Annotated in this window: 20 protein-coding genes and 1 riboswitch; of the genes, 18 read left to right on the top strand and 2 right to left on the bottom strand. The window is 40.1% G+C overall.

The features are described from left to right. Positions 1–69: 69 nt before the first annotated feature. From OMHG_RS10440 to OMHG_RS10415, 6 genes are all read left to right on the top strand, one after another. Positions 70–786 carry a response regulator transcription factor gene (locus OMHG_RS10440; protein WP_010650730.1) on the top strand — a complete coding sequence of 239 codons (717 nt, stop codon included), beginning with the start codon at positions 70–72 and terminating at the stop codon, positions 784–786. Next, on the top strand, positions 786–2,549 hold the full coding sequence (locus tag OMHG_RS10435; protein ID WP_010650729.1) for an ATP-binding protein: 1,764 nt from the start codon (positions 786–788) through the stop codon (positions 2,547–2,549). The genes OMHG_RS10440 and OMHG_RS10435 overlap by 1 nt, the downstream gene beginning before the upstream one ends. Before the next feature lie 56 nt (positions 2,550–2,605). Beyond that, positions 2,606–2,774, top strand: a riboswitch (cobalamin riboswitch). 158 nt (positions 2,775–2,932) lie between these two features. Continuing rightward, complete coding sequence (locus OMHG_RS10430) at positions 2,933–3,358, top strand: DUF4430 domain-containing protein (RefSeq protein WP_010650728.1); 426 nt, start codon at positions 2,933–2,935, stop codon at positions 3,356–3,358. Between the two features lie 3 nt (positions 3,359–3,361). Further along, positions 3,362–3,877, top strand: coding sequence for an ECF transporter S component (locus OMHG_RS10425; protein ID WP_010650727.1), 516 nt, complete (start codon positions 3,362–3,364; stop codon positions 3,875–3,877). A 232-nt stretch (positions 3,878–4,109) separates the two neighbouring features. Further along, positions 4,110–4,646, top strand: coding sequence for an RNA polymerase sigma factor SigX (locus OMHG_RS10420; protein WP_010650726.1), 537 nt, complete (start codon positions 4,110–4,112; stop codon positions 4,644–4,646). Further along, complete coding sequence (locus tag OMHG_RS10415; protein ID WP_010650725.1) at positions 4,643–5,830, top strand: hypothetical protein; 1,188 nt, start codon at positions 4,643–4,645, stop codon at positions 5,828–5,830. Before OMHG_RS10420 ends, OMHG_RS10415 begins: the two co-directional genes overlap by 4 nt. 247 nt (positions 5,831–6,077) lie before the next feature. Here the strand turns inward: OMHG_RS10415 and OMHG_RS10410 are convergent, their stop codons facing one another. Then, entirely contained in the window at positions 6,078–6,329 is a 252-nt protein-coding gene (locus OMHG_RS10410) for a ferredoxin (protein ID WP_010650724.1), read from the bottom strand. A 249-nt stretch (positions 6,330–6,578) separates the two neighbouring features. On the opposite strand from OMHG_RS10410, the gene OMHG_RS10405 reads away from it, so the two are divergent. From OMHG_RS10405 to OMHG_RS18325, 10 genes are all read left to right on the top strand, one after another. Next, the gene (locus OMHG_RS10405; RefSeq protein WP_010650723.1) at positions 6,579–7,640 is read left to right on the top strand and encodes a YpbB family protein; all 1,062 of its coding nucleotides are present in this window, start codon (positions 6,579–6,581) and stop codon (positions 7,638–7,640) included. Position 7,641: 1 nt separating this feature from the next. After that, positions 7,642–9,222, top strand: a complete 1,581-nt coding sequence (locus tag OMHG_RS10400; RefSeq protein WP_044476911.1) for a RecQ family ATP-dependent DNA helicase — start codon at positions 7,642–7,644, stop codon at positions 9,220–9,222. Continuing rightward, positions 9,209–9,790, top strand: a complete 582-nt coding sequence (locus OMHG_RS10395; protein WP_044476910.1) for a CPBP family intramembrane glutamic endopeptidase — start codon at positions 9,209–9,211, stop codon at positions 9,788–9,790. Before OMHG_RS10400 ends, OMHG_RS10395 begins: the two co-directional genes overlap by 14 nt. After that, a complete protein-coding gene (locus tag OMHG_RS10390; protein WP_010650719.1) occupies positions 9,787–10,083 on the top strand; it encodes a hypothetical protein in 297 nt (98 codons plus the stop codon). The genes OMHG_RS10395 and OMHG_RS10390 overlap by 4 nt, the downstream gene beginning before the upstream one ends. Positions 10,084–10,165: 82 nt before the next feature. Further along, positions 10,166–10,885, top strand: a complete 720-nt coding sequence (locus OMHG_RS10385) for a metallophosphoesterase (RefSeq protein WP_237566180.1) — start codon at positions 10,166–10,168, stop codon at positions 10,883–10,885. Positions 10,886–11,018: 133 nt separating this feature from the next. Further along, positions 11,019–11,606, top strand: a complete 588-nt coding sequence (locus tag OMHG_RS10380; protein WP_010650714.1) for a genetic competence negative regulator — start codon at positions 11,019–11,021, stop codon at positions 11,604–11,606. 43 nt (positions 11,607–11,649) lie between these two features. Further along, positions 11,650–12,585, top strand: a complete 936-nt coding sequence (locus OMHG_RS10375) for a D-alanine--D-alanine ligase (protein WP_010650711.1) — start codon at positions 11,650–11,652, stop codon at positions 12,583–12,585. A gap of 120 nt (positions 12,586–12,705) precedes the next feature. Next, positions 12,706–13,986 (top strand): Glu/Leu/Phe/Val family dehydrogenase, encoded by a 1,281-nt coding sequence (locus tag OMHG_RS10370; RefSeq protein WP_010650710.1) that lies wholly within the window; start codon positions 12,706–12,708, stop codon positions 13,984–13,986. 123 nt (positions 13,987–14,109) lie between these two features. Beyond that, complete coding sequence (locus OMHG_RS10365) at positions 14,110–15,084, top strand: YpdA family putative bacillithiol disulfide reductase (RefSeq protein WP_010650709.1); 975 nt, start codon at positions 14,110–14,112, stop codon at positions 15,082–15,084. A gap of 49 nt (positions 15,085–15,133) precedes the next feature. Continuing rightward, a complete protein-coding gene (locus OMHG_RS18325) occupies positions 15,134–15,337 on the top strand; it encodes a hypothetical protein (RefSeq protein WP_154648232.1) in 204 nt (67 codons plus the stop codon). Between the two features lie 471 nt (positions 15,338–15,808). Here the strand turns inward: OMHG_RS18325 and OMHG_RS10360 are convergent, their stop codons facing one another. Next, a complete protein-coding gene (locus OMHG_RS10360; protein WP_010650708.1) occupies positions 15,809–16,771 on the bottom strand; it encodes an asparaginase in 963 nt (320 codons plus the stop codon). Between the two features lie 87 nt (positions 16,772–16,858). On the opposite strand from OMHG_RS10360, the gene prsW reads away from it, so the two are divergent. Both prsW and sleB read left to right on the top strand, forming a co-directional pair. Continuing rightward, positions 16,859–17,545: a glutamic-type intramembrane protease PrsW gene (prsW, locus tag OMHG_RS10355; RefSeq protein WP_010650707.1), complete on the top strand. Its 687-nt coding sequence runs from the start codon at positions 16,859–16,861 to the stop codon at positions 17,543–17,545. Positions 17,546–17,810: 265 nt separating this feature from the next. After that, on the top strand, positions 17,811–18,629 hold the full coding sequence (gene sleB, locus OMHG_RS10350; RefSeq protein ID WP_010650706.1) for a spore cortex-lytic enzyme: 819 nt from the start codon (positions 17,811–17,813) through the stop codon (positions 18,627–18,629). Positions 18,630–18,631 lie beyond the last annotated feature (2 nt).

Genomic DNA, 18,631 nt, shown 5'->3' with positions numbered 1-18,631 from the left:
GTTTTTTTATACATTTTTATAGTATTGGTTTATAATTTATTATTAGAGTTGAATATAGGGGGAGCTTACATGGATTCAAATGCAAAAATTCTAGTTGTAGATGATGAGGAAAGAATTCGCAGACTCATTCGTATGTACCTCGAGCGGGAAGATTATACGGTTGAAGAAGCAGAAAATGGCAAGGACGCCTTGGAGAAGGCTTTAAATACAGAATATGATTTGATTATACTGGATATCATGATGCCTGAGATGGATGGCATTGAGACCTGTCAGGAACTAAGAAAAGAAAAAAACACCCCTGTGATCATGCTGACCGCAAAAGGGGAAGAAGCCAACCGAGTTCAAGGCTTTGAAATTGGTGCTGATGATTATATTGTAAAGCCGTTTAGTCCGAGGGAAGCTGTTTTGCGTATCAAAGCATTATTACGGAGAGTATCATCCGCTTCATTCACAGAAACGGAAACACCCACTAAAAATATTTTGGTATTTCCACATATTGCGATTGACCATGATGCCCATCGGGTTACTGCTGATGGAGAAGAGGTCAGTCTTACACCGAAGGAATATGAACTGTTATGCTTCCTGGCCAAATCACCTGATAAGGTATTCAATAGAGAGCATTTGCTTAAAGAAGTGTGGCAATACGAATTTTTTGGGGACCTTCGCACCGTAGATACTCATGTTAAACGACTTCGCGAAAAGTTGAGCAATGTATCCGAATCAGCTGCAAAAATGATTGTGACTGTTTGGGGAGTAGGCTATAAATTCGAAGTTGATGACATATAATGTTCTGGCGCAGTGTAGTTGGTAAACTTTCTTTAACAATCTTGCTGCTCGTTGCCTTCGTACTTTCCATCCTGTCAATTTTCCTGATGGAATTCTTCGAAAACTTTCATATTCAGGAAGCGGAAGACGAAATGCTTCAGACAGCAACCAAAATTTCTTCCTTGGTGGAACTGGACCAGGAACGATCGTTTATAGAAGATATGTCAGAAATGCTGAAGGATCCTTCGAGTCGGATTGCTATCTATTATGGAGAGAATGATATGTGGGTATCCACCAGCAGTAATGAAAATGTACTGCCGGATGGTGCCTGGCTTGAATCAAGGGATGAGTTCGATGAAGTCACACGCAGGCAGCACGAAATAAAGAAGCAGGTTAGCCTTCCCGATAAAGAGAAAGAAATCATTATGGTAGGAGCACCAGTAAATGATGATGGTGCAATATTTGTGTTTCAGTCTCTGGATATCATCAATCAGACCAAGGCCCAAACAACAAAGTTAATTCTGCTCAGTGCAGGAATTGCCATTATGCTGACCACCTTCTTTGCTGTATTCCTATCAACACGTATTACGTCACCATTGATCAAAATGCGGGAGGCAGCCTACGATTTGACCAGAGGAGAGTTCAATACGAAGGTTCCTGTGCTCACACATGATGAAATCGGGGAGCTTGCAATGGAATTCAATCGTATGGGCAGACAGCTTAAGTTTCACATTAATGCATTGCGGCAGGAAAAAGAACAGCTGTCAAGTATCGTAAGTTCCATGGCCGATGGCGTGGTTACACTGAATCGAAACGGAGACATTCTCGTCATCAACCCGCCGGCACAAAAATATATCGAAAACTGGTATTACGAGAATGACGTTGATGAGATTGACAACCACAAGCTTCCGGTCGAACTAAGCGAGGCGCTTCAAGAAGTTATTAAAACCGAACAGGCAGTACTGCGGGAGTTTGGACTGCAAGGAAGAAACTATGTGATGCTGATGACACCGCTATATGATCAGTCCTATGTAAGGGGTGCGGTTGCCGTCGTCCGAGACATGACTGAAGAAAGACGGTTGGATAAACTTCGTAAAGATTTCATTGCCAATGTATCCCACGAATTGCGGACGCCGATTTCAATGCTGCAAGGTTACAGTGAAGCGATTGTTGATGACATCGCTGATACGAATGAAGCTAAAAATGAACTGGCCCAGATCATTCATGAGGAATCTCTGCGAATGGGACGGCTCGTTAATGAATTGCTTGATCTTGCCCGTATGGAAGCAGGACAGATTCACTTGAATATTGAACCAGTTGAACTTGCCTCTTATGTAAAACGAGTCGTAAATAAATTCAAGGGTCTCGCTTCCGATAATCGGATTGAGCTAAACTTCTTATCAAGAATCGATCATCCGACAGCAAATCTCGACCCGGATCGGATTGAGCAGGTCTTTACAAACCTGATTGACAATGCCATCAGACACACAACAGAAGGGGGAACCGTACAAGTTTCGGTCACCAATAGCTCTGATGCATTGGAGGTTGAAGTGAAAGACAGCGGCAGCGGTATACCTGAAGAGGATTTACCTTTTATTTTTGAGCGCTTTTATAAGGCGGATAAATCAAGAGTCCGCAACAAAGAGAAAAAGGGAACAGGGCTTGGCCTTGCAATTGCCAAGAATATCGTCGATGCACATCAAGGCAATATTCAGGTGAAAAGCAAATTGAATCAAGGCACAACCTTCAGTTTTAATTTGCCTCAGAATCACAGCGACAAATAAAACTATGCTTACGAAATTCCGTATGCTATGATATGACTGTATTGGAATTGAATACTATTATGAATATTGTAATTGGCTAAGGGAATCCAGTGAAATTCTGGAGCTGTCCTCGCAACTGTAATTGATTACGAAATAAGCAATCCACTGTATGTCTAATCATATGGGAAGGGCTTAAAGTAGGCTTGAATCATCAGTCAGTAGACCTGCCATCTACAATTGTTTCCATGCTCCGGGGATAAGAGCTGTTGGGACTTACGAATACATATTGCAATTGCTATCTAATATTATTTGTATGTCTGTTATCCGCCTGGATTGTTTGAGGCGGATTTTCTTTTTGGAGAGATTCAGTTCCAATAATAATTTTTATAAAGGATGAGAATATCATGAAAAAATGGATGATGCAGGTTGCAGTCATTATTCTGGGAATCGGGTTATTGATCGGTTGTTCACCCGAAGAGAGTACAGAGGGCAGCAATACCTCTGTCAGTACTAACAATACTTCACAAACAGAAGAGGTTCCAGAAGACTCTGTTCGCATAACGATATCCATCAACGAGGGGCAAGAGTCTGTAAACGAACAAGAAATCCAAATTGAAGAAGGCGAGATTTTGCTGGATGTAATGGAGGATAATTTCTTTATCGAGAGAGATGGGGCGTACATCACGTCAATCGAAAGAGTCTCGGCTAGTGAGGAAGATAAAACGGCCTGGATGTACTTTGTCAATGATGAGATGGCAACTGTTGGGGCAGATGAATATGAACTTTCACCGGGAGATAAAGTCGTCTTTGATTTGCAAAGCTGGGAATAAGCTATGAACACCTATAAAATCACAATCATTGCTTTATTGGCAGCAATGGCCATTGCTGGAAGATTTATCTTCCAGTTCATTCCGAATGTGCAGCCGGTAACATCGCTTATTATCATATGCGGGATTATCCTTGGACCATTTTCGGCATTCCTTTTGGCAATCTTAACTGCATTTCTTTCCAACATGCTGATGGGGATGGGGATATGGACTTTGTGGCAGATTATTTCATGGAGTATTATCGGATTATTAAGTGGTATCCTCGGCAGACTGTTTAAACGAATTCCTCTGCCCGCTATCATCCTGTTTGCTATATTCAGTGGATATTTGTATGGCTTTATTCTTTCCCTGACAAATTATCAATTCACAGGAATGTTCTGGCCGTACTATCTTGCGGGACTGCCTTTTGATACGAGCCATGCTATTGGCAATGCCGTATTTATTGTACTTTTATATCCGCTGATCTCCCACTTATTCCATAAATATGCCGATCAGAGATTTACTATAAAAAATACCAGCTGAAGACGGCTGGTATTTTTTTATTTTGCTCCTTTTAAATGTCTTGCTGCTCTTGAATCGCTGCAGATGATAGAACAATGTCCGTTTACACGTTAAATTAAGGCCCTGGACCCCATAACCTTACATGGATGGGTAATTATTATACGGAGGCTGTTGCACTTTTAATTAGTAACATATAGTATTATTGTAACCTTTTCATATTTATTACGACTATTTAGCTGAACGGAGGCTCTCTATGAAGGCCGTTTTCGATTCGTTATACGATAACTATCATCAAGATATGTTCCAATATATATATTACATGGTGAAAGATAAGGAAACTACGGAAGATCTGGTCCAGGAAGTCTATATTAAAGTATTGAAGTCATATGAGAACTTTAAAGGTCAAAGCAGTGAAAAGACTTGGCTTTTCTCGATTGCAAGGCATGTTACATATGATTATTTCCGTTCCGTAAAGCGGAAAAGGAATAGAATCCTGGATTTTTTTAATTGGGAAGAAAAGGGTGAAATGCTTCCAGCAGAAAATGATCTGCCTGAGGAACTCGCAGTTAAAAATGAGCAGATTAAACAGGTTTATTACTATCTGGATAAATGTACTATCGATCAGAAAAGCGTATTGATCCTTAGGTACCTGCAATCATTTTCCATTCAAGAGACCGCGGAAATTCTTAATTTCAGTGTAAGTAAAGTCAAAACAACACAGCATCGAGGTCTCAAAACATTAAAAAGACTTATGCTTGATGAAAAAGAGAAGGGAGGGGATATTTCGTGAGCAGGACAGACAACGAACAACAAGAGCTCATTCAAAATATTCAAGAATTGCCTGTCATAAAGGACAACACAGAGAAAATTGCGTTATATAACCGAATTTCCTCGGCTGTTTCAAATGATAAGAAAAACAAAGGAAAAACATCAAAATTCATACCCGCATCAGCTACTTTAATAGCTGTAGCACTTCTCATCTTTATTCCGTTCATCCTGTTCCAGAATATGCCGGCGAACGAAGAAAATCAAAACGCCGATATGCAAATGGCAGATACTTACAGCGAAAGCAAGGAAGCGACCGAATCAGGTATCATGAATCGAATAGAAGAGGACTCAAGTTCAAATGCAGCAGGGCAAGCGGTAGAACAAGAACAATCTAATAGGATCGCAGAAGTACCCATGGAAAGTTATGTTCTTAATGAAAATGATGATCGAATGAAAGTTGTCCATGGTGCCGGTTCAGATATCCAGCAGCAGTACGTGATTCCAATCTCTTTTCTTATAGCTGACAATGAAAACCTTCATGAATATTACAATAAGCTGGATCGTTATATGAAAAACGATGAATGGGGTTTAAATGAATATATGCTGAAAGGTGTAACATTTGAGCTAAAGAAATCAGAGGTTCTGATCAATCTGGGAGAAGAATTCTCAATCGGTGAGGGCTCTTCAAATGCTAATATTTTCGCAGAAATGCTTACGGCGATGTTCACTCCATACGGCATAAATAAAGCCGTGTTACATTCCAAAGATAATAATGGTGTTGATCTTGGACCATATGGAACCATCCAGGAAATTCCATTGCAGGAAACCAAAACAGTTTATAAGCTCTACAATCGTCAATTTTTGCTCCCGGTTTCAGATTCAGAGGATCTTACGATTGATCAAGCTTTTTCGGAAATGAGAAATGATCAGAAAGAATTTAATATAAATCGTACTATTCCAGATGATATACAGTTCACAACTAAAGTGACCGGTAATACACTCGTTATCACCTTTCAGGAAGGGGACCGTATTGAAAACGGGCAGGAGGAGCTGACCATGATTGAAGCAATGCTCATGACAGCCAAAAGTTATGGCTATGAATATGTCCAATTCACGAATGCTCCTATTGATCAGATAGGTCATTATTATCTTCCCGAACCAATTTCTGTTCCTGCAGCGGTCAATCCAATTGATTTAAGGGACTGAAAAGGCAGGATTTTAATGTTTCGCTTTACTATGAATGGGATTAACTGCCGCTAGGTTTGCATTGTGGAAAGCACTATTAGCTTCAACAGAAAAAATGTAAGGATAGATGGAAGAAGCACGACCATCATTCAGCGATTTTACCTAAGCAGCCCTCTTTTTAAAAAAAGCTTGAATAAAAAAGTGTTTTTGAAATATCATTTTTCAAAAACACTTTTTCCATGTATACTTGACTTCTAGAGATTAAATACTATTCTGAATAGCTAAATGTTGTTCCATTAAAGGGCGAGTCAGATACTTTGATTGATTCTGTCGGACATCCCTCGTGCGCATCCAGCAAGTCATCTTCCCATTTCCCTGGTATAACAGAAGTACCGGTGTTATCGTCAATAGACACATAGGATAGGCCTTCATCATCATATGTAAATATTTTGGGGGCGGCAGCACCACATGCCCCGCAGGCAATACAGGTATCTTTATCAACAATCGTATATTTTGACATTCATTTTCCTCCTAAAACGAAACCCACTGCTTATTTTAAAACTGAATAGTGTTTATTTCAATAGATATTCTGTTCCTAAATATTGTTGTTTTAATACACAGCTGATAGAAACTGCTTCCTAACAGCAACAGCGGCTTTCCGTGGCGGCGCTTCTGCTGTTGATTTTCCCGGAGTCGACTATCCTAGATTTTAAAAAACTGCCTTTCAAGTAAATATAGCTTATCAACAAATCGGAAAGGAGGAATTCATTTGATTTTTAAGGCTATCATCCTAACTTGCTTTTCAAATTTGGAAGGAGAAAGAACTGCTTCCAACATTTATCATTTATTGAAAGGTAAAAAATCGATTCAGACCTTACAGGATGCACATCTATATCAATTGGAAAGATTCTATGGAATCTACAGCAATCTTACCAAACAAGGATTTAATAGGCGAATATCGAAATTGGAAGACTCCGGTTACTTGCTTAGCGATGAAAATCAGGAAGGTATATACAGATTAGCAGAGTCTGCCGTATCTTGGCTTACCGAACATGAGCAGCAGCTCAAAATCGAATATTTCCATGGATTACAGTACAATGAAATTGCAGCTGTCTTTCATCTGCGGATGCTGCTGCTTATACAGTCTCTGACAAATGTGAGAATGAAGCATTATCATTTTATCCCTGTAACAGATAACCATTCTGCTGAACAATGGGTTAAACAGTCCTATAGGAAGATGAGGACAAAGGAAGCGGCGATACTCCAACAATTACATAAAGAGATCTATAGCATATTACTGCAGCTACCTGACGAAGATGCTTCTGTCTTCGTCGACCGCATGACCGGATATAGAAAATATGGACTCAGCATAGGCCAGCTGTCTGAAAAATATTGCATGGAAGTCGATCACGTACACCTTTTACTTACTGGTATTGTACATAAAATGATAGCGACTGTTATAGAAGATAAAAAGGCATTTCCTTTATTGGCCTACATCTTAAAGGATCTAATGGGTTCCGGTCAAATTACGCATTCAGCACACAAAACATATCAGCTGCTAAGTAATAACTATACAATCGATCAAATCGCTGCCATGAGGAATCTTAAAACAAATACCATCCACGACCATATTGTGGAAGTCGCTTTATATGAATCCGATTTCCCTGTACTCAAATATGTGACTGCCGAGGAGACCGATGAAATTTTATCGGCAGTAAATCAATACAAGTCCTTTAGATTAAAAGATATTAAACATGCAGTTAGCGATCATATCAGTTATTTTCAAATCAGGCTGGTGCTGGCAGTCAATAAGGAAAAACAAGGTGATTAATATGCAGCATACTCCATTATTGGAAGATGCATTAAAGAATTATTTTCAATATACGTCGTTTCGGACAGGCCAAAAGGAGATCATACAGGATATATTGCAGGGACAGGATGTACTCGGGATCCTTCCGACTGGGTCAGGTAAGTCAATATGCTATCAGCTGCCTGCAAGGATCCAGGAAGGTTTAACAGTAGTTGTATCCCCCTTGATCTCTTTAATGATTGATCAAGTAAAGGAATTAAAAGCGAATAATTTTAAAGAAGCAGTAGCCATCAACAGTTTCATGAGCCCAGCAGAGAGAAGGTCGGTCTATCATAATCTAGCAAGCTATAAGCTATTGTATGTATCTCCTGAAATATTGCAGCAGACGGAATTGGTCTCACGCCTAAGCAGGCTGGATGTACGGCTGTTTGTAATCGATGAGGCACACTGCATTTCACAATGGGGACATGAATTCCGGCCAGATTATTTGAAACTTAGCGAAACAATCAAGGCTTTGAACCAGCCAACAGTACTGGCATTAAGCGCGACAGCTACACCCGAAGTACAGCGCGATATAATCCACTCGCTGAACAGACCGGATATGATCAAGAAAGTCTATCCGATGGACAGGGAAAATATCACTTTTTGTGTTGAAAAAGTAGTGGATGATTTGGAGAAAACGGACCTGATCATACAGCTATTCAAGAAATACCATGTGCCATCATTGATTTATTTCACAAGCAGAGCTGCAGCAGAAAAGATTGCAGTATTGTTATCAGAAAAATTACCGGACAGACGAGTTGCTTTCTATCATGGCGGCATGGAACAAATGGATCGAATTTCCATACAGCAGCAATTCATGAATGACCAGCTTGATATCGTCTGCTGCACTAGTGCCTTTGGGATGGGGATAAACAAGCCAAATATTAGGCTAATTATCCACTATCATCTTCCATTGCAGCTGGAATCCTATATTCAGGAAGTTGGCAGGGCTGGAAGAGACGGGGAATCCAGTGTTGGTCTATTGTTGTTTTCGCCGATGGACGCTTTTATCCCAACGAATATGATTAAAAATGAACTCCCGGATGAAACAGATTTAGCCAACTTATTTCAGCAGCTTTATTGGATGTCAAAGGGAGATCAGGCAATCGATCATGCTACGAGTGAGCAAATGGCCAATCAATTACAGCTAAGTGAAACACAATGGAGATTTTTTCGTTACCAATTAGAAAAACATGGTATTATAAAAAATAATCATATCTTTTATCAAAAAGAGAATTGGCAATATGTAATGGAATCCCTAAAGAATCTAATAAAAGAACGTACTTTATACAAGGAAGACAAGCTAAATGAAGTTCTAGCTTGGGTACATACAGCAACCTGTCTTCGTGAAGGCCTGTACAGATCTTTTCAGTCAACCTATCGAATTCCGGAGCACTCATGCTGCAGCAGCTGCGGTTTCATATGGAGTGACTGGAAGCCAGTGGAAACATCCGCTAACCAGCGATATTTTTCAAGCTGGCAGGCGAAGCTGCAAGACCTTTTATTGGGTGGAGATAGTATGGCAGGAGAATATGCTGGAGAATATAATGAAACAAAGTGAAATTATTAAGCAGCTGTCTGATTCCGAACTAAAAAAACAGCTGTTTCTCTCACAGTCATTATTTTTCATTTTAAGCATTCTGTTAAGCGGCTTCCTTTTTGATAAATTAACGGATTGGCAGCTGTATTTCCAATGGGATATAACCGAACTATTGTTCTGCGGGGTGCTGCCGGGACTATTAATCGTTTCGATTGACGTTCTCTTCTTGTTCTGGCTCTCTCCAAAATATTATGATGATGATGGAATCAATGAGCGAATCTTTGGTAACCGGTCAGTCAGATTTATTTTTAGCTTCACATTATTTGTCGCTATTTCTGAAGAATTGCTGTTTAGGGGAGTAATCCAAAACGTATTCGGGTATTTAATTGCAAGTTCCCTATTTGCTTTTGTGCATTTACGCTATTTAAAGAAGCCGGTATTATTTATTTCCATTATGTTTATAAGCTTTTTTATTGGATACATGTATGAGCGGACTAATAATCTGCTGGTTACGATCACCCTCCATTTTCTGGTCGACTTTTTATTAGGAATGGTAATCCGTTATAAGAAGCGAGGTGTCCTGCAATGAATTCAAAATTAGAGGAATCAAATGATCAAGCAGAAGAACTGCGAAATTTGGTAGAAGAATTGGAAAATGAACGTGAACAGGATACAGCTGATGTGAATGTTGAATCTGCAGAAACAGATGAGAGACGTGAAGTTGACATCCTTAATCTTCCACCCAGAAAAGAGATACATTCGGAAAACACCCGGATGAGCCTGAAAATCAGCAAACCATTATCTCGTTTTCTGTCCGTTATTTTAATACTTATCATCATATTTATTGGAGCATACTATTTTTTAGGGAATGAATGGTTTTAATTAGACTGGAAAATGGGAGAAGATGCGGTTGATTAACAAAATAATAAAGCCTCTTTGCACAGCAGCTCTTCCAATTGTATACATGACGTATAAAGCACACCATGATACATTGGACAGGCGGACAATTGTGGACGAGAGATTGCCCGATGAATTTAATGGTTTTCGAATACTTTTCATTTCTGACATTCACCGAAGGCGGATAAGAAAGAGTACGCTTATCAAGGCACATTCTGCAATTGACGCCGTTGTGATTGGTGGTGACTTAACGGAGAAATGGGTTCCGGTCAATCGAACCAGACAAAATCTCAAAGTCTTGAAAAACTTCGATGCTCCAATTTATTTTGTTTGGGGCAATAATGACTATGATGCTGGCCAAGAGAAGATTTCTTCGTTGCTCGCTGAAGAAAACGTCTCTATATTGAAAGAAGCAAAAACAACCTTTTCCAGAAATAACTCCAGTCTTACCCTTATTGGACTGGATTATCGAGAGGATGAAAGAGAAGGAACTGGCTTTGCTCTTGACGATAATCAAGAAGGATATATAATTTTAACTGCACACTCACCAAGTACGTTTGATGAATTACCTGAAACAGAGCAACATAAAATACATACATTCCTTTCAAGTCATACGCATGGCGGGCAGATTCGCATCTTCGGATATGGCCCTTACCAAAGAGGTGGCTATCAGGTTGATCAGACTACGCATAGACTGGTAAGCGAAGGATATGGCTACCGTTTGCTTCCATTTAGGATTGGGACAAAAGCGGAATGCCATGAGATTACTTTTAGAAATAATAAGTAAAGATAAACATATTGCACTGTTCAACATATAGATGATATGCATATAGTGTATAAAGTGCTTGCTATTACATTTAATTGCTATAATGAGGATAGCAATTCGTTACCAATAGGCACCTAAATGAGGGGGATGCAGTATGCGTATAGAACGTTTGTCTAATGACCAGTTTAAAATTTTTTTAACGTTTGATGATTTGATTGAACGCGGTTTTACAAAAGACGATTTATGGCATGATGCATCGAGCGTCCGTAACCTTTTTAGTGATATGATGTATGAGGCCAGCAGTGAACTCGGTATTGAACTCGAAGGAATGCTGCTTGTACAGGTCCACCTTATGCAGGCACAAGGCATGCATATTTTTGTTACCCAGCAATATGAAGATTTCAGTTTGGATGAAGATTTTATCGAGATGAAGGTGACTCTTGATGAAAGTAAAGAACTGATCTTTTCTTTTGAAGAATTTGAGGACATTATCCAGGTTGCCTCCTACTTATTCCCATTAGCTATTGATGGCGGAAAAGTATACCATATGAATGGACGCTATTATATCGTCTTAGATGAAGGTGACCTTTCCGATATGAATAAAGAAGACATTATAGGTGTAATGTCGGAATACTCCAATCCAAGCATTATTACCTCCTATAGACTACAGGAGTATGGAAAAGTCATCTTTCAGAAGGATGCAATCAAACAAATTATAGAAACATTTTATGAAACCAATTAGATACAAATCCAGATATAGAGAAGAATGAAGGAGTGCCAAAAAAATGAAAATCGCAGTACTTTATGGGGGGATTTCCGGAGAACGCGAAGTTTCCCTATCTTCCGGTCAAGGAATTATAAATGCTTTAAAAGATAAAGGACATGAGGTATTAGGGATTGATTTCAATCCAAATGATTTGAGCAATATCGTTAATTTGAATGTAGACCTTGTTTATATTGGACTTCACGGTAAATTTGGTGAAGACGGAAGAATTCAGGGATTATTGGATATGCTTGGTCTGCCATATGTCGGGTCCGGTGTTCTTGCCTCAGCATTGGCTATGGATAAAGCTAAAGCAAAGCAAGTATTCAAGATGAATGATATCCCGCTGGCAAAGAGTGAGGTATATGCGGTTACACCAGCAAATAATACCGAACAGATTGCAGAGAAAATCAGTCAGGCTTTCCAGCCGCCGTTTGTCATAAAGCCGAACAAGGAAGGCTCTACACTAGGTCTGACCATTGTTAGGGATGCTGAACAAATTGCAGATGCAGTCCATAATGCCGCAGCAAGTGATGACACGATTTTGGTGGAAGAGTTTATCAAAGGCAGAGAACTGACTGTCGCTGTGATGGGGCAAAAGGGTGAAGAAGAGGCATTGCCAATTATAGAAATCATACCTAGAAATGGATTTTATGATTATGAATCCAAGTACGCTCCAGGCGGCAGTGAACATATTGTACCAGCAGTAATCGACGAAGAAACTACCAGCAAAATAAAATCCTATGCAGTCCTTGCACATCAGTCGCTTGGCTGTGAAGTATATTCGAGGGTGGATTTTATTCTGACTGAAGAAAATTTGCCTGTGATTCTTGAAGTAAATACTTTGCCGGGAATGACCCCGACCAGTTTGTTCCCGGATGCGGCAAAATCTATCGGTATTGACTACGGGGAAATGATAGAAAAATTTGTGTCATTAACGATGGAAAACCGCAAATAAAACGCCATTTAAAGCTATCTGAAAGCAATTTATATTTATTGCATATTTGTCACGAAAGTGTATACTAATCTCTGAGTAGGATGTATAAAACTTTTATGTATATTTGTAGGAGGTTAATACATGGTAGCCGATAAAGCAGCAGATTCTACCAAAGCAAACCAAGAAAACATGGATGTATTAAGTTCAACACGAACTGTTGTAAAAACCGCATTGGAAAAACTAGGTTACCCTAACGAAGTATTTGAATTATTAAAAGAACCATTACGAATGATGACAGTGCGCATTCCCATACGGATGGATGATGGTTCGGTAAAAGTTTTTACCGGCTATCGTGCACAGCATAATGATTCAGTTGGCCCAACTAAGGGAGGAATCCGTTTTCATCCGGATGTAACAGAAACAGAAGTTAAGGCATTATCTATTTGGATGAGTCTTAAGGCTGGTATTGTTGATCTTCCATATGGTGGTGCAAAGGGAGGAATTATCTGCGACCCTCGTGAAATGTCTTTTCGGGAGCTGGAGGCATTAAGCCGCGGTTACGTCCGCGCTGTCAGCCAAATTGTCGGACCTACAAAGGACATTCCAGCACCTGATGTTTTCACCAACTCTCAGATAATGGCATGGATGATGGATGAATACAGTAAGATTGATGAATTCAACAGTCCAGGATTTATCACTGGAAAGCCGATTGTGCTTGGCGGTTCGCATGGCAGGGAGTCTGCGACGGCTAAAGGTGTTACAATTGTGCTTAACGAAGCTGCCAAAAAGAAAGGCATTGATATAAAAGGGGCCAGAGTGGTTATCCAGGGCTTTGGAAACGCCGGAAGCTTTTTATCCAAATTCCTTTATGATGCTGGTGCAAAAGTTGTCGGAATTTCCGATGCCTATGGAGCATTGCATGACCCGGATGGTTTAGATATCGATTACCTGCTTGACCGGAGAGATAGCTTTGGGACCGTCACAAATCTGTTCAACAACACTATCTCCAACAAAGAATTATTTGAACTGGACTGTGATATTATCGTTCCGGCCGCAGTGGAAAATCAGATTACCAGAGAAAATGCCCACAAAATCAAGGCAAGTATAGTGGTGGAGGCTGCAAATGGGCCAACCACCATGGAAGCTACCAGGATTCTTACTGAACGTGGTATACTTCTTGTCCCAGATGTGCTGGCTTCTGCTGGCGGGGTTACGGTATCCTATTTTGAATGGGTACAGAATAACCAAGGATTTTATTGGACAGAAGAAGAAATAGACAGGAAATTAAATGAAATTATGATTAAATCCTTTAATTCTATCTATCAAACGGCTGAAACGAGACGTGTTGATATGCGTCTTGCTGCCTATATGGTCGGTGTTCGGAAAATGGCTGAGGCTTCCAGATTCCGCGGATGGGTATAGTTCAGTTCGATTCAGTACATTCAGAGTAAAGACATAATTCCTATATTAAATAAAAAACTCTTACAGGTTAAGAGTTTTTAATTTTACGGAACACATTTCATAAGTATAAGGAAGTGCATAGCCATGCAAAAAGAGAAAGTAATTATTATAGGTGGTGGACCTTGTGGTATGTCTGCTGCGATAGAGTTGAAAAAGCTCGGAATAAATCCATTAATTATTGAAAAGGGGAATGTTGTAAATACCATTCACAATTTCCCAACGCATCAGACCTTCTTTAGCTCCAGTGAAAAACTGGAGCTGGGAGACATGGCTTTCATTAACGAAAAGCAAAAGCCAGTCAGAATTCAGGCCCTGTCCTATTACCGGGAAGTAGCAAAGCGGATGAAATTGCGTATGAATACATATGAACGGGCAATCAGCATCAGCAAATCAGCAGATGATATACAGGTTTCTACCAAGCTTTTGAATGGAGAAACCCGTTCCTATATTGCATCGGAACTAATTATTGCCACCGGTTATTATGATCAGCCGAACACGATGAACATACCTGGAGAAGATAAATCAAAGGTCATGCATTACTTTAAGGAGGGCCATCCCTATTACGATAAAGATGTTGTTGTGATAGGCGGGAAAAACTCTGCTGTAGATGCAGCACTCGAACTGCATCGTGCAGGTGCACATGTCACTGTGCTTTATCGTGGAGGAGAGTATTCAAAAAGCATCAAACCATGGATTATTCCGGAATTTAAATCATTAGTCAATAAAGGCATTATTAACATGATTTTCCATGCTCAAGTAGTTGAAATAAAAGACGACAAGGTTATTTATAATGCAAGCGGACAGGAAACTTCACTGAAAAATGACTTTGTATTTGCAATGACCGGATACAGGCCTGATTATACATTACTGATCGATGCGGGTATCCAAATTGACAAAGAGAACGGCAAACCTGACTATAACCCGAACACATATGAAACAAATGTAGATGGTATATATATAGCAGGGGTAGTGGCTGCCGGTTATAATAACAATGAAATATTTATTGAAAACGGAAGGTTCCACGGAGAAGCGATAGCCAAATCCATACATAAGGGATAGCAGAAATTCTGCTATCCCTTTTTATTTATTCATTGGAATATCTTTTCTATTGGCTGTTTTAAGAAAAAACTCAATAAACACGAAAACTGCTCCGGCCGATTTCCGCTCCGGGCAGTCGCTTTCCGCGGGCAACGCTTCAGCTTCCTCGGAAGAAACCCACTTCCTGCGGGATCTTCAGCTGTTGCTTTTCCCGCTGGAGTCGACTGCCCTGCGCTCCAATCAATCTCAAAGAAATGATTATTTAGAGATTTAAAAGTTAAATATGATAAGATGTTAATCCACTCAACACAACGGAGGAAATATACGGAGACTCCTGCGGGAAAGCGAAGACGCTAAGACCCCACAGAGAGCGAACTTTGCGAGCGAGGAGGCTTAGCGCGAGCCCGCGGAAAGCGCAGTGTATTTCCGGAGTGGGGATTACCACACCATAATTTCTACAAAAAATTGACAGAGCAGCATAGAATGAGGAAATTCACTTTGGCTTTTTTGTCTTCAGAAAAACTGAAGACGCTAAGCCCCCGCTAGATGCACCTGCGTCTTCTAGTTACGCTTCGCAGTATGCTTCCTCGGTGCAAGGGAACAAGGAAGCAATTGCAAGTAGTACCCTGGCTTAGTGCGAGACCGCGGAAAGCGAAGTGTATTTCCGGAGTGGGGATAAAGCACCAATCCGTTCCTGTTACATCGCTGTTTCTATCAAATAGAATGTTAGAGATGACAACGATACTTACGAAAAGAGCCTTACTAATTCACTTAAATCCTTTGTATGCTCAAGGGAAATCAATAACCGGATTCTCGCCTTTGGTCCAGATAATCCCTGGGCGAATATGACACCCATTTCTTTCAGCTGTCTTCCGCCGCCATCATAACCATAGGTCGGTTGTACAACACCATTAAAGCATCTTGATACAAGTATAACGGGAATTTTTTTCCTAAGCAGATTCCGGATCGGCTCAACCGTTGTCTTTGGCAAATTCCCCTGACCAAGACCTTCAATAACGAGACCGTCAGGATTTGCAGCAGAAACTGCATGAAGGAGCTGTTCGTCCATCCCGGCAAAGGCCTTTAGCAGAAATACATTTTTTGAGATTGTTTCGATCGGCTGCTTATGTCTGGTGATCACTGTCCGATGAAAAATAATCGAATCCTTTGTAATCACACCAATAGGTCCAAATTGGGGACTTTGAAAGGTTGCGACATTGCTGGTTGATGTCTTTGTTACATTTTCTGCCGCGTGTATTTCATCATTCATCACGACGAGTACACCTTTATTTTTTGCTTCATCGTCAACGGCAACCCGCAGTGAACTGATTAGGTTATACAATGCATCTGAGCCAATTTCATTACTGGAGCGCATTGCACCTGTCACGACTACTGGTTTGTCTGTCGTCAGGACCAAATCAAGGAAATACGCGGTTTCTTCAAGGGTATCTGTGCCATGTGTCACAATGACTCCATCGAAACCATCGATTATTTCATTCACTTTATTAGCCAGTTTAAGCATATGATTTGGAGTAATCTGAGGGGAGGGCAGATCAAACATAATAAGCTCCTCAATATCGGCAAATGTTTTCAACTGATCAATCGTCTTTGTCAATGGATGACTATCTGCAGCATTTACTTCTCCGGTCTCTTTATTTTCTAGCATGGAAATGGTTCCACCAGTATGTATAATTAGTACTTTCTTCATCAATATCACCCGCTTATAATTTTCTATTTCCATTACCAATAACTAATGATACGATAAAAGTAATGGAATTGGAAAGGGTATGAAACCATGATTGCAATCTTGTCCGCTGGAATAGCTCCCATAGTTGCTTTAATGTCTTTCATTTACTTGAAAGATAGAATAACAGAACCGTTGCCAATCATAGTCCGGACATTTATTTCTGGTACTTTATTGGTGTTTCCGATTATGTTCATCCAATATGCCATCACTACAGAACATGTAAGTGATAGCAGTTTTATTGAATCCTTTTTTCAGATTGCATTGTTCGAGGAGTTTTTCAAATGGTTCATATTCATGTTTCTAATATACAATCATCCCGAATTCGATAACCACTATGATGGAATTGTCTATGCGGTTTCCATCAGTTTGGGATTTGCATCAGTAGAAAATATTTTATATCTATTAACAAATGGAATTGAATATGCTTTTCTGAGGGCTTTCTTTCCAGTTTCTTCCCATGCGCTTTTCGGTATCATTATGGGCTTTTATTTAGGAAAGGCCAAGATGTCAAAGCAAAACCGCAAACTAAATATCGCACTGGCTTTTCTGTTTCCATTCATGCTGCATGGAACATATAACTTCATTCTCAAGAGTTATAGCCAAACAAGCAGCTGGTTCTATCTGCTTATCCCTTTCATGATTGTACTTTGGATCGTAGCCTTACAGAGAATGAAGGCTGCAAACGATTCTTATTTGAATTCGTATGAAAATGATAAAGAAACCTTTCTCCTGTAATCATATTGATTACAGGAGTTTTTTTCGCTCTCACTTAAAAGAATTTTGTTTTAGCAGGTCTTATTGCCCCACATATATCCATCGGTTGATTACACTACGCAGCTCCCTTCAACAGGCGGTTTTACGTACAAATTGCTTCCTCTTTAGAGATGAAAACAATGATACTCGCAAAAGCAGTCTTTAATTAAATCTCCAAACATGAATAAAAAGGATAATTACTCAAAAAATAGGTTTGCAATCCAAACGAACGAATGGAGGATAAAGTATGACTTACCGGAGAGTTGCCTTTCTATTCTTGATTATCAGCTTATCATTGATTGTGCTTCAAACAGATTCATCCACAAATACTGCCAAGGCATTCAGTTCTCAAGTAATACAGCAGGGTGCGGTCGGCGATGACGTCATTGAACTGCAATCCAGATTACAATATTTAGGTTTCTATAATGGAAAAATTGATGGTGTATTTGGATGGGGAACTTATTGGGCGCTTCGAAACTTTCAATACGAGTTCGGCATGGAGATAGATGGGTTGGCCGGACAGACGACAAAGGACAAACTTGTCCAAGCGAGCGATTATGACGAAGGTTATGTTAAAGGAAAGATCAATGCAGGAGAAAATTTCTCCCATTATGGAGGCGGTGACCGAAGTGGATCAACATCCCAGGGAACGGCTAATAATGATACAAGTAGTGGTGACAATGTAACTGCCGTAAATGTCCCGCAAGGTTATTCTCAAAACGATATTCAGTTAATGGCCAATGCCGTTTATGGGGAAGCACGGGGCGAACCATATGAAGGGCAGGTTGCAGTAGCTGCCGTCATTTTAAATCGGGTTGAAAGTCCTACCTTTCCAAATACAGCTTCCGGGGTAATATTTGAACCGAGGGCATTTACTGCCGTTGCAGACGGGCAGATTTGGCTGACACCAAACGAAAGGGCAAAAGAGGCAGTCATTGATGCCATTAATGGGTGGGACCCTTCAGGTAATGCACTTTACTATTTCAACCCTGACACAGCAACTTCTGGCTGGATATGGACCAGGCCGCAGATCAAACAGATTGGAAAGCATATATTCTGTAAATAGAA

Origin of the sequence: Oceanobacillus massiliensis str. N'diop, assembly GCF_000285495.1 — a bacterium.
GTDB classification, from domain to species: domain Bacteria; phylum Bacillota; class Bacilli; order Bacillales; family Amphibacillaceae; genus Oceanobacillus; species Oceanobacillus massiliensis.
This window is presented reverse-complemented; position numbering and strand designations above follow the sequence as displayed.

Coding starts and splice junctions, on each gene's coding strand:
- OMHG_RS10395 (WP_044476910.1), top strand. CDS start 9,209: ATGAAACAAAGTGAAATTATTAAGCAGCTGTCTGATTCCGAACTAAAA.
- OMHG_RS10365 (WP_010650709.1), top strand. CDS start 14,110: ATGCAAAAAGAGAAAGTAATTATTATAGGTGGTGGACCTTGTGGTATG.
- prsW (WP_010650707.1), top strand. CDS start 16,859: ATGATTGCAATCTTGTCCGCTGGAATAGCTCCCATAGTTGCTTTAATG.
- sleB (WP_010650706.1), top strand. CDS start 17,811: ATGACTTACCGGAGAGTTGCCTTTCTATTCTTGATTATCAGCTTATCA.
- OMHG_RS10400 (WP_044476911.1), top strand. CDS start 7,642: ATGCAGCATACTCCATTATTGGAAGATGCATTAAAGAATTATTTTCAA.
- OMHG_RS10370 (WP_010650710.1), top strand. CDS start 12,706: ATGGTAGCCGATAAAGCAGCAGATTCTACCAAAGCAAACCAAGAAAAC.
- OMHG_RS10360 (WP_010650708.1), bottom strand. CDS start 16,771: ATGAAGAAAGTACTAATTATACATACTGGTGGAACCATTTCCATGCTA.
- OMHG_RS10440 (WP_010650730.1), top strand. CDS start 70: ATGGATTCAAATGCAAAAATTCTAGTTGTAGATGATGAGGAAAGAATT.
- OMHG_RS10425 (WP_010650727.1), top strand. CDS start 3,362: ATGAACACCTATAAAATCACAATCATTGCTTTATTGGCAGCAATGGCC.
- OMHG_RS10390 (WP_010650719.1), top strand. CDS start 9,787: ATGAATTCAAAATTAGAGGAATCAAATGATCAAGCAGAAGAACTGCGA.
- OMHG_RS10420 (WP_010650726.1), top strand. CDS start 4,110: ATGAAGGCCGTTTTCGATTCGTTATACGATAACTATCATCAAGATATG.
- OMHG_RS10410 (WP_010650724.1), bottom strand. CDS start 6,329: ATGTCAAAATATACGATTGTTGATAAAGATACCTGTATTGCCTGCGGG.
- OMHG_RS10380 (WP_010650714.1), top strand. CDS start 11,019: ATGCGTATAGAACGTTTGTCTAATGACCAGTTTAAAATTTTTTTAACG.
- OMHG_RS10375 (WP_010650711.1), top strand. CDS start 11,650: ATGAAAATCGCAGTACTTTATGGGGGGATTTCCGGAGAACGCGAAGTT.
- OMHG_RS10430 (WP_010650728.1), top strand. CDS start 2,933: ATGAAAAAATGGATGATGCAGGTTGCAGTCATTATTCTGGGAATCGGG.
- OMHG_RS10385 (WP_237566180.1), top strand. CDS start 10,166: ATGACGTATAAAGCACACCATGATACATTGGACAGGCGGACAATTGTG.
- OMHG_RS10435 (WP_010650729.1), top strand. CDS start 786: ATGTTCTGGCGCAGTGTAGTTGGTAAACTTTCTTTAACAATCTTGCTG.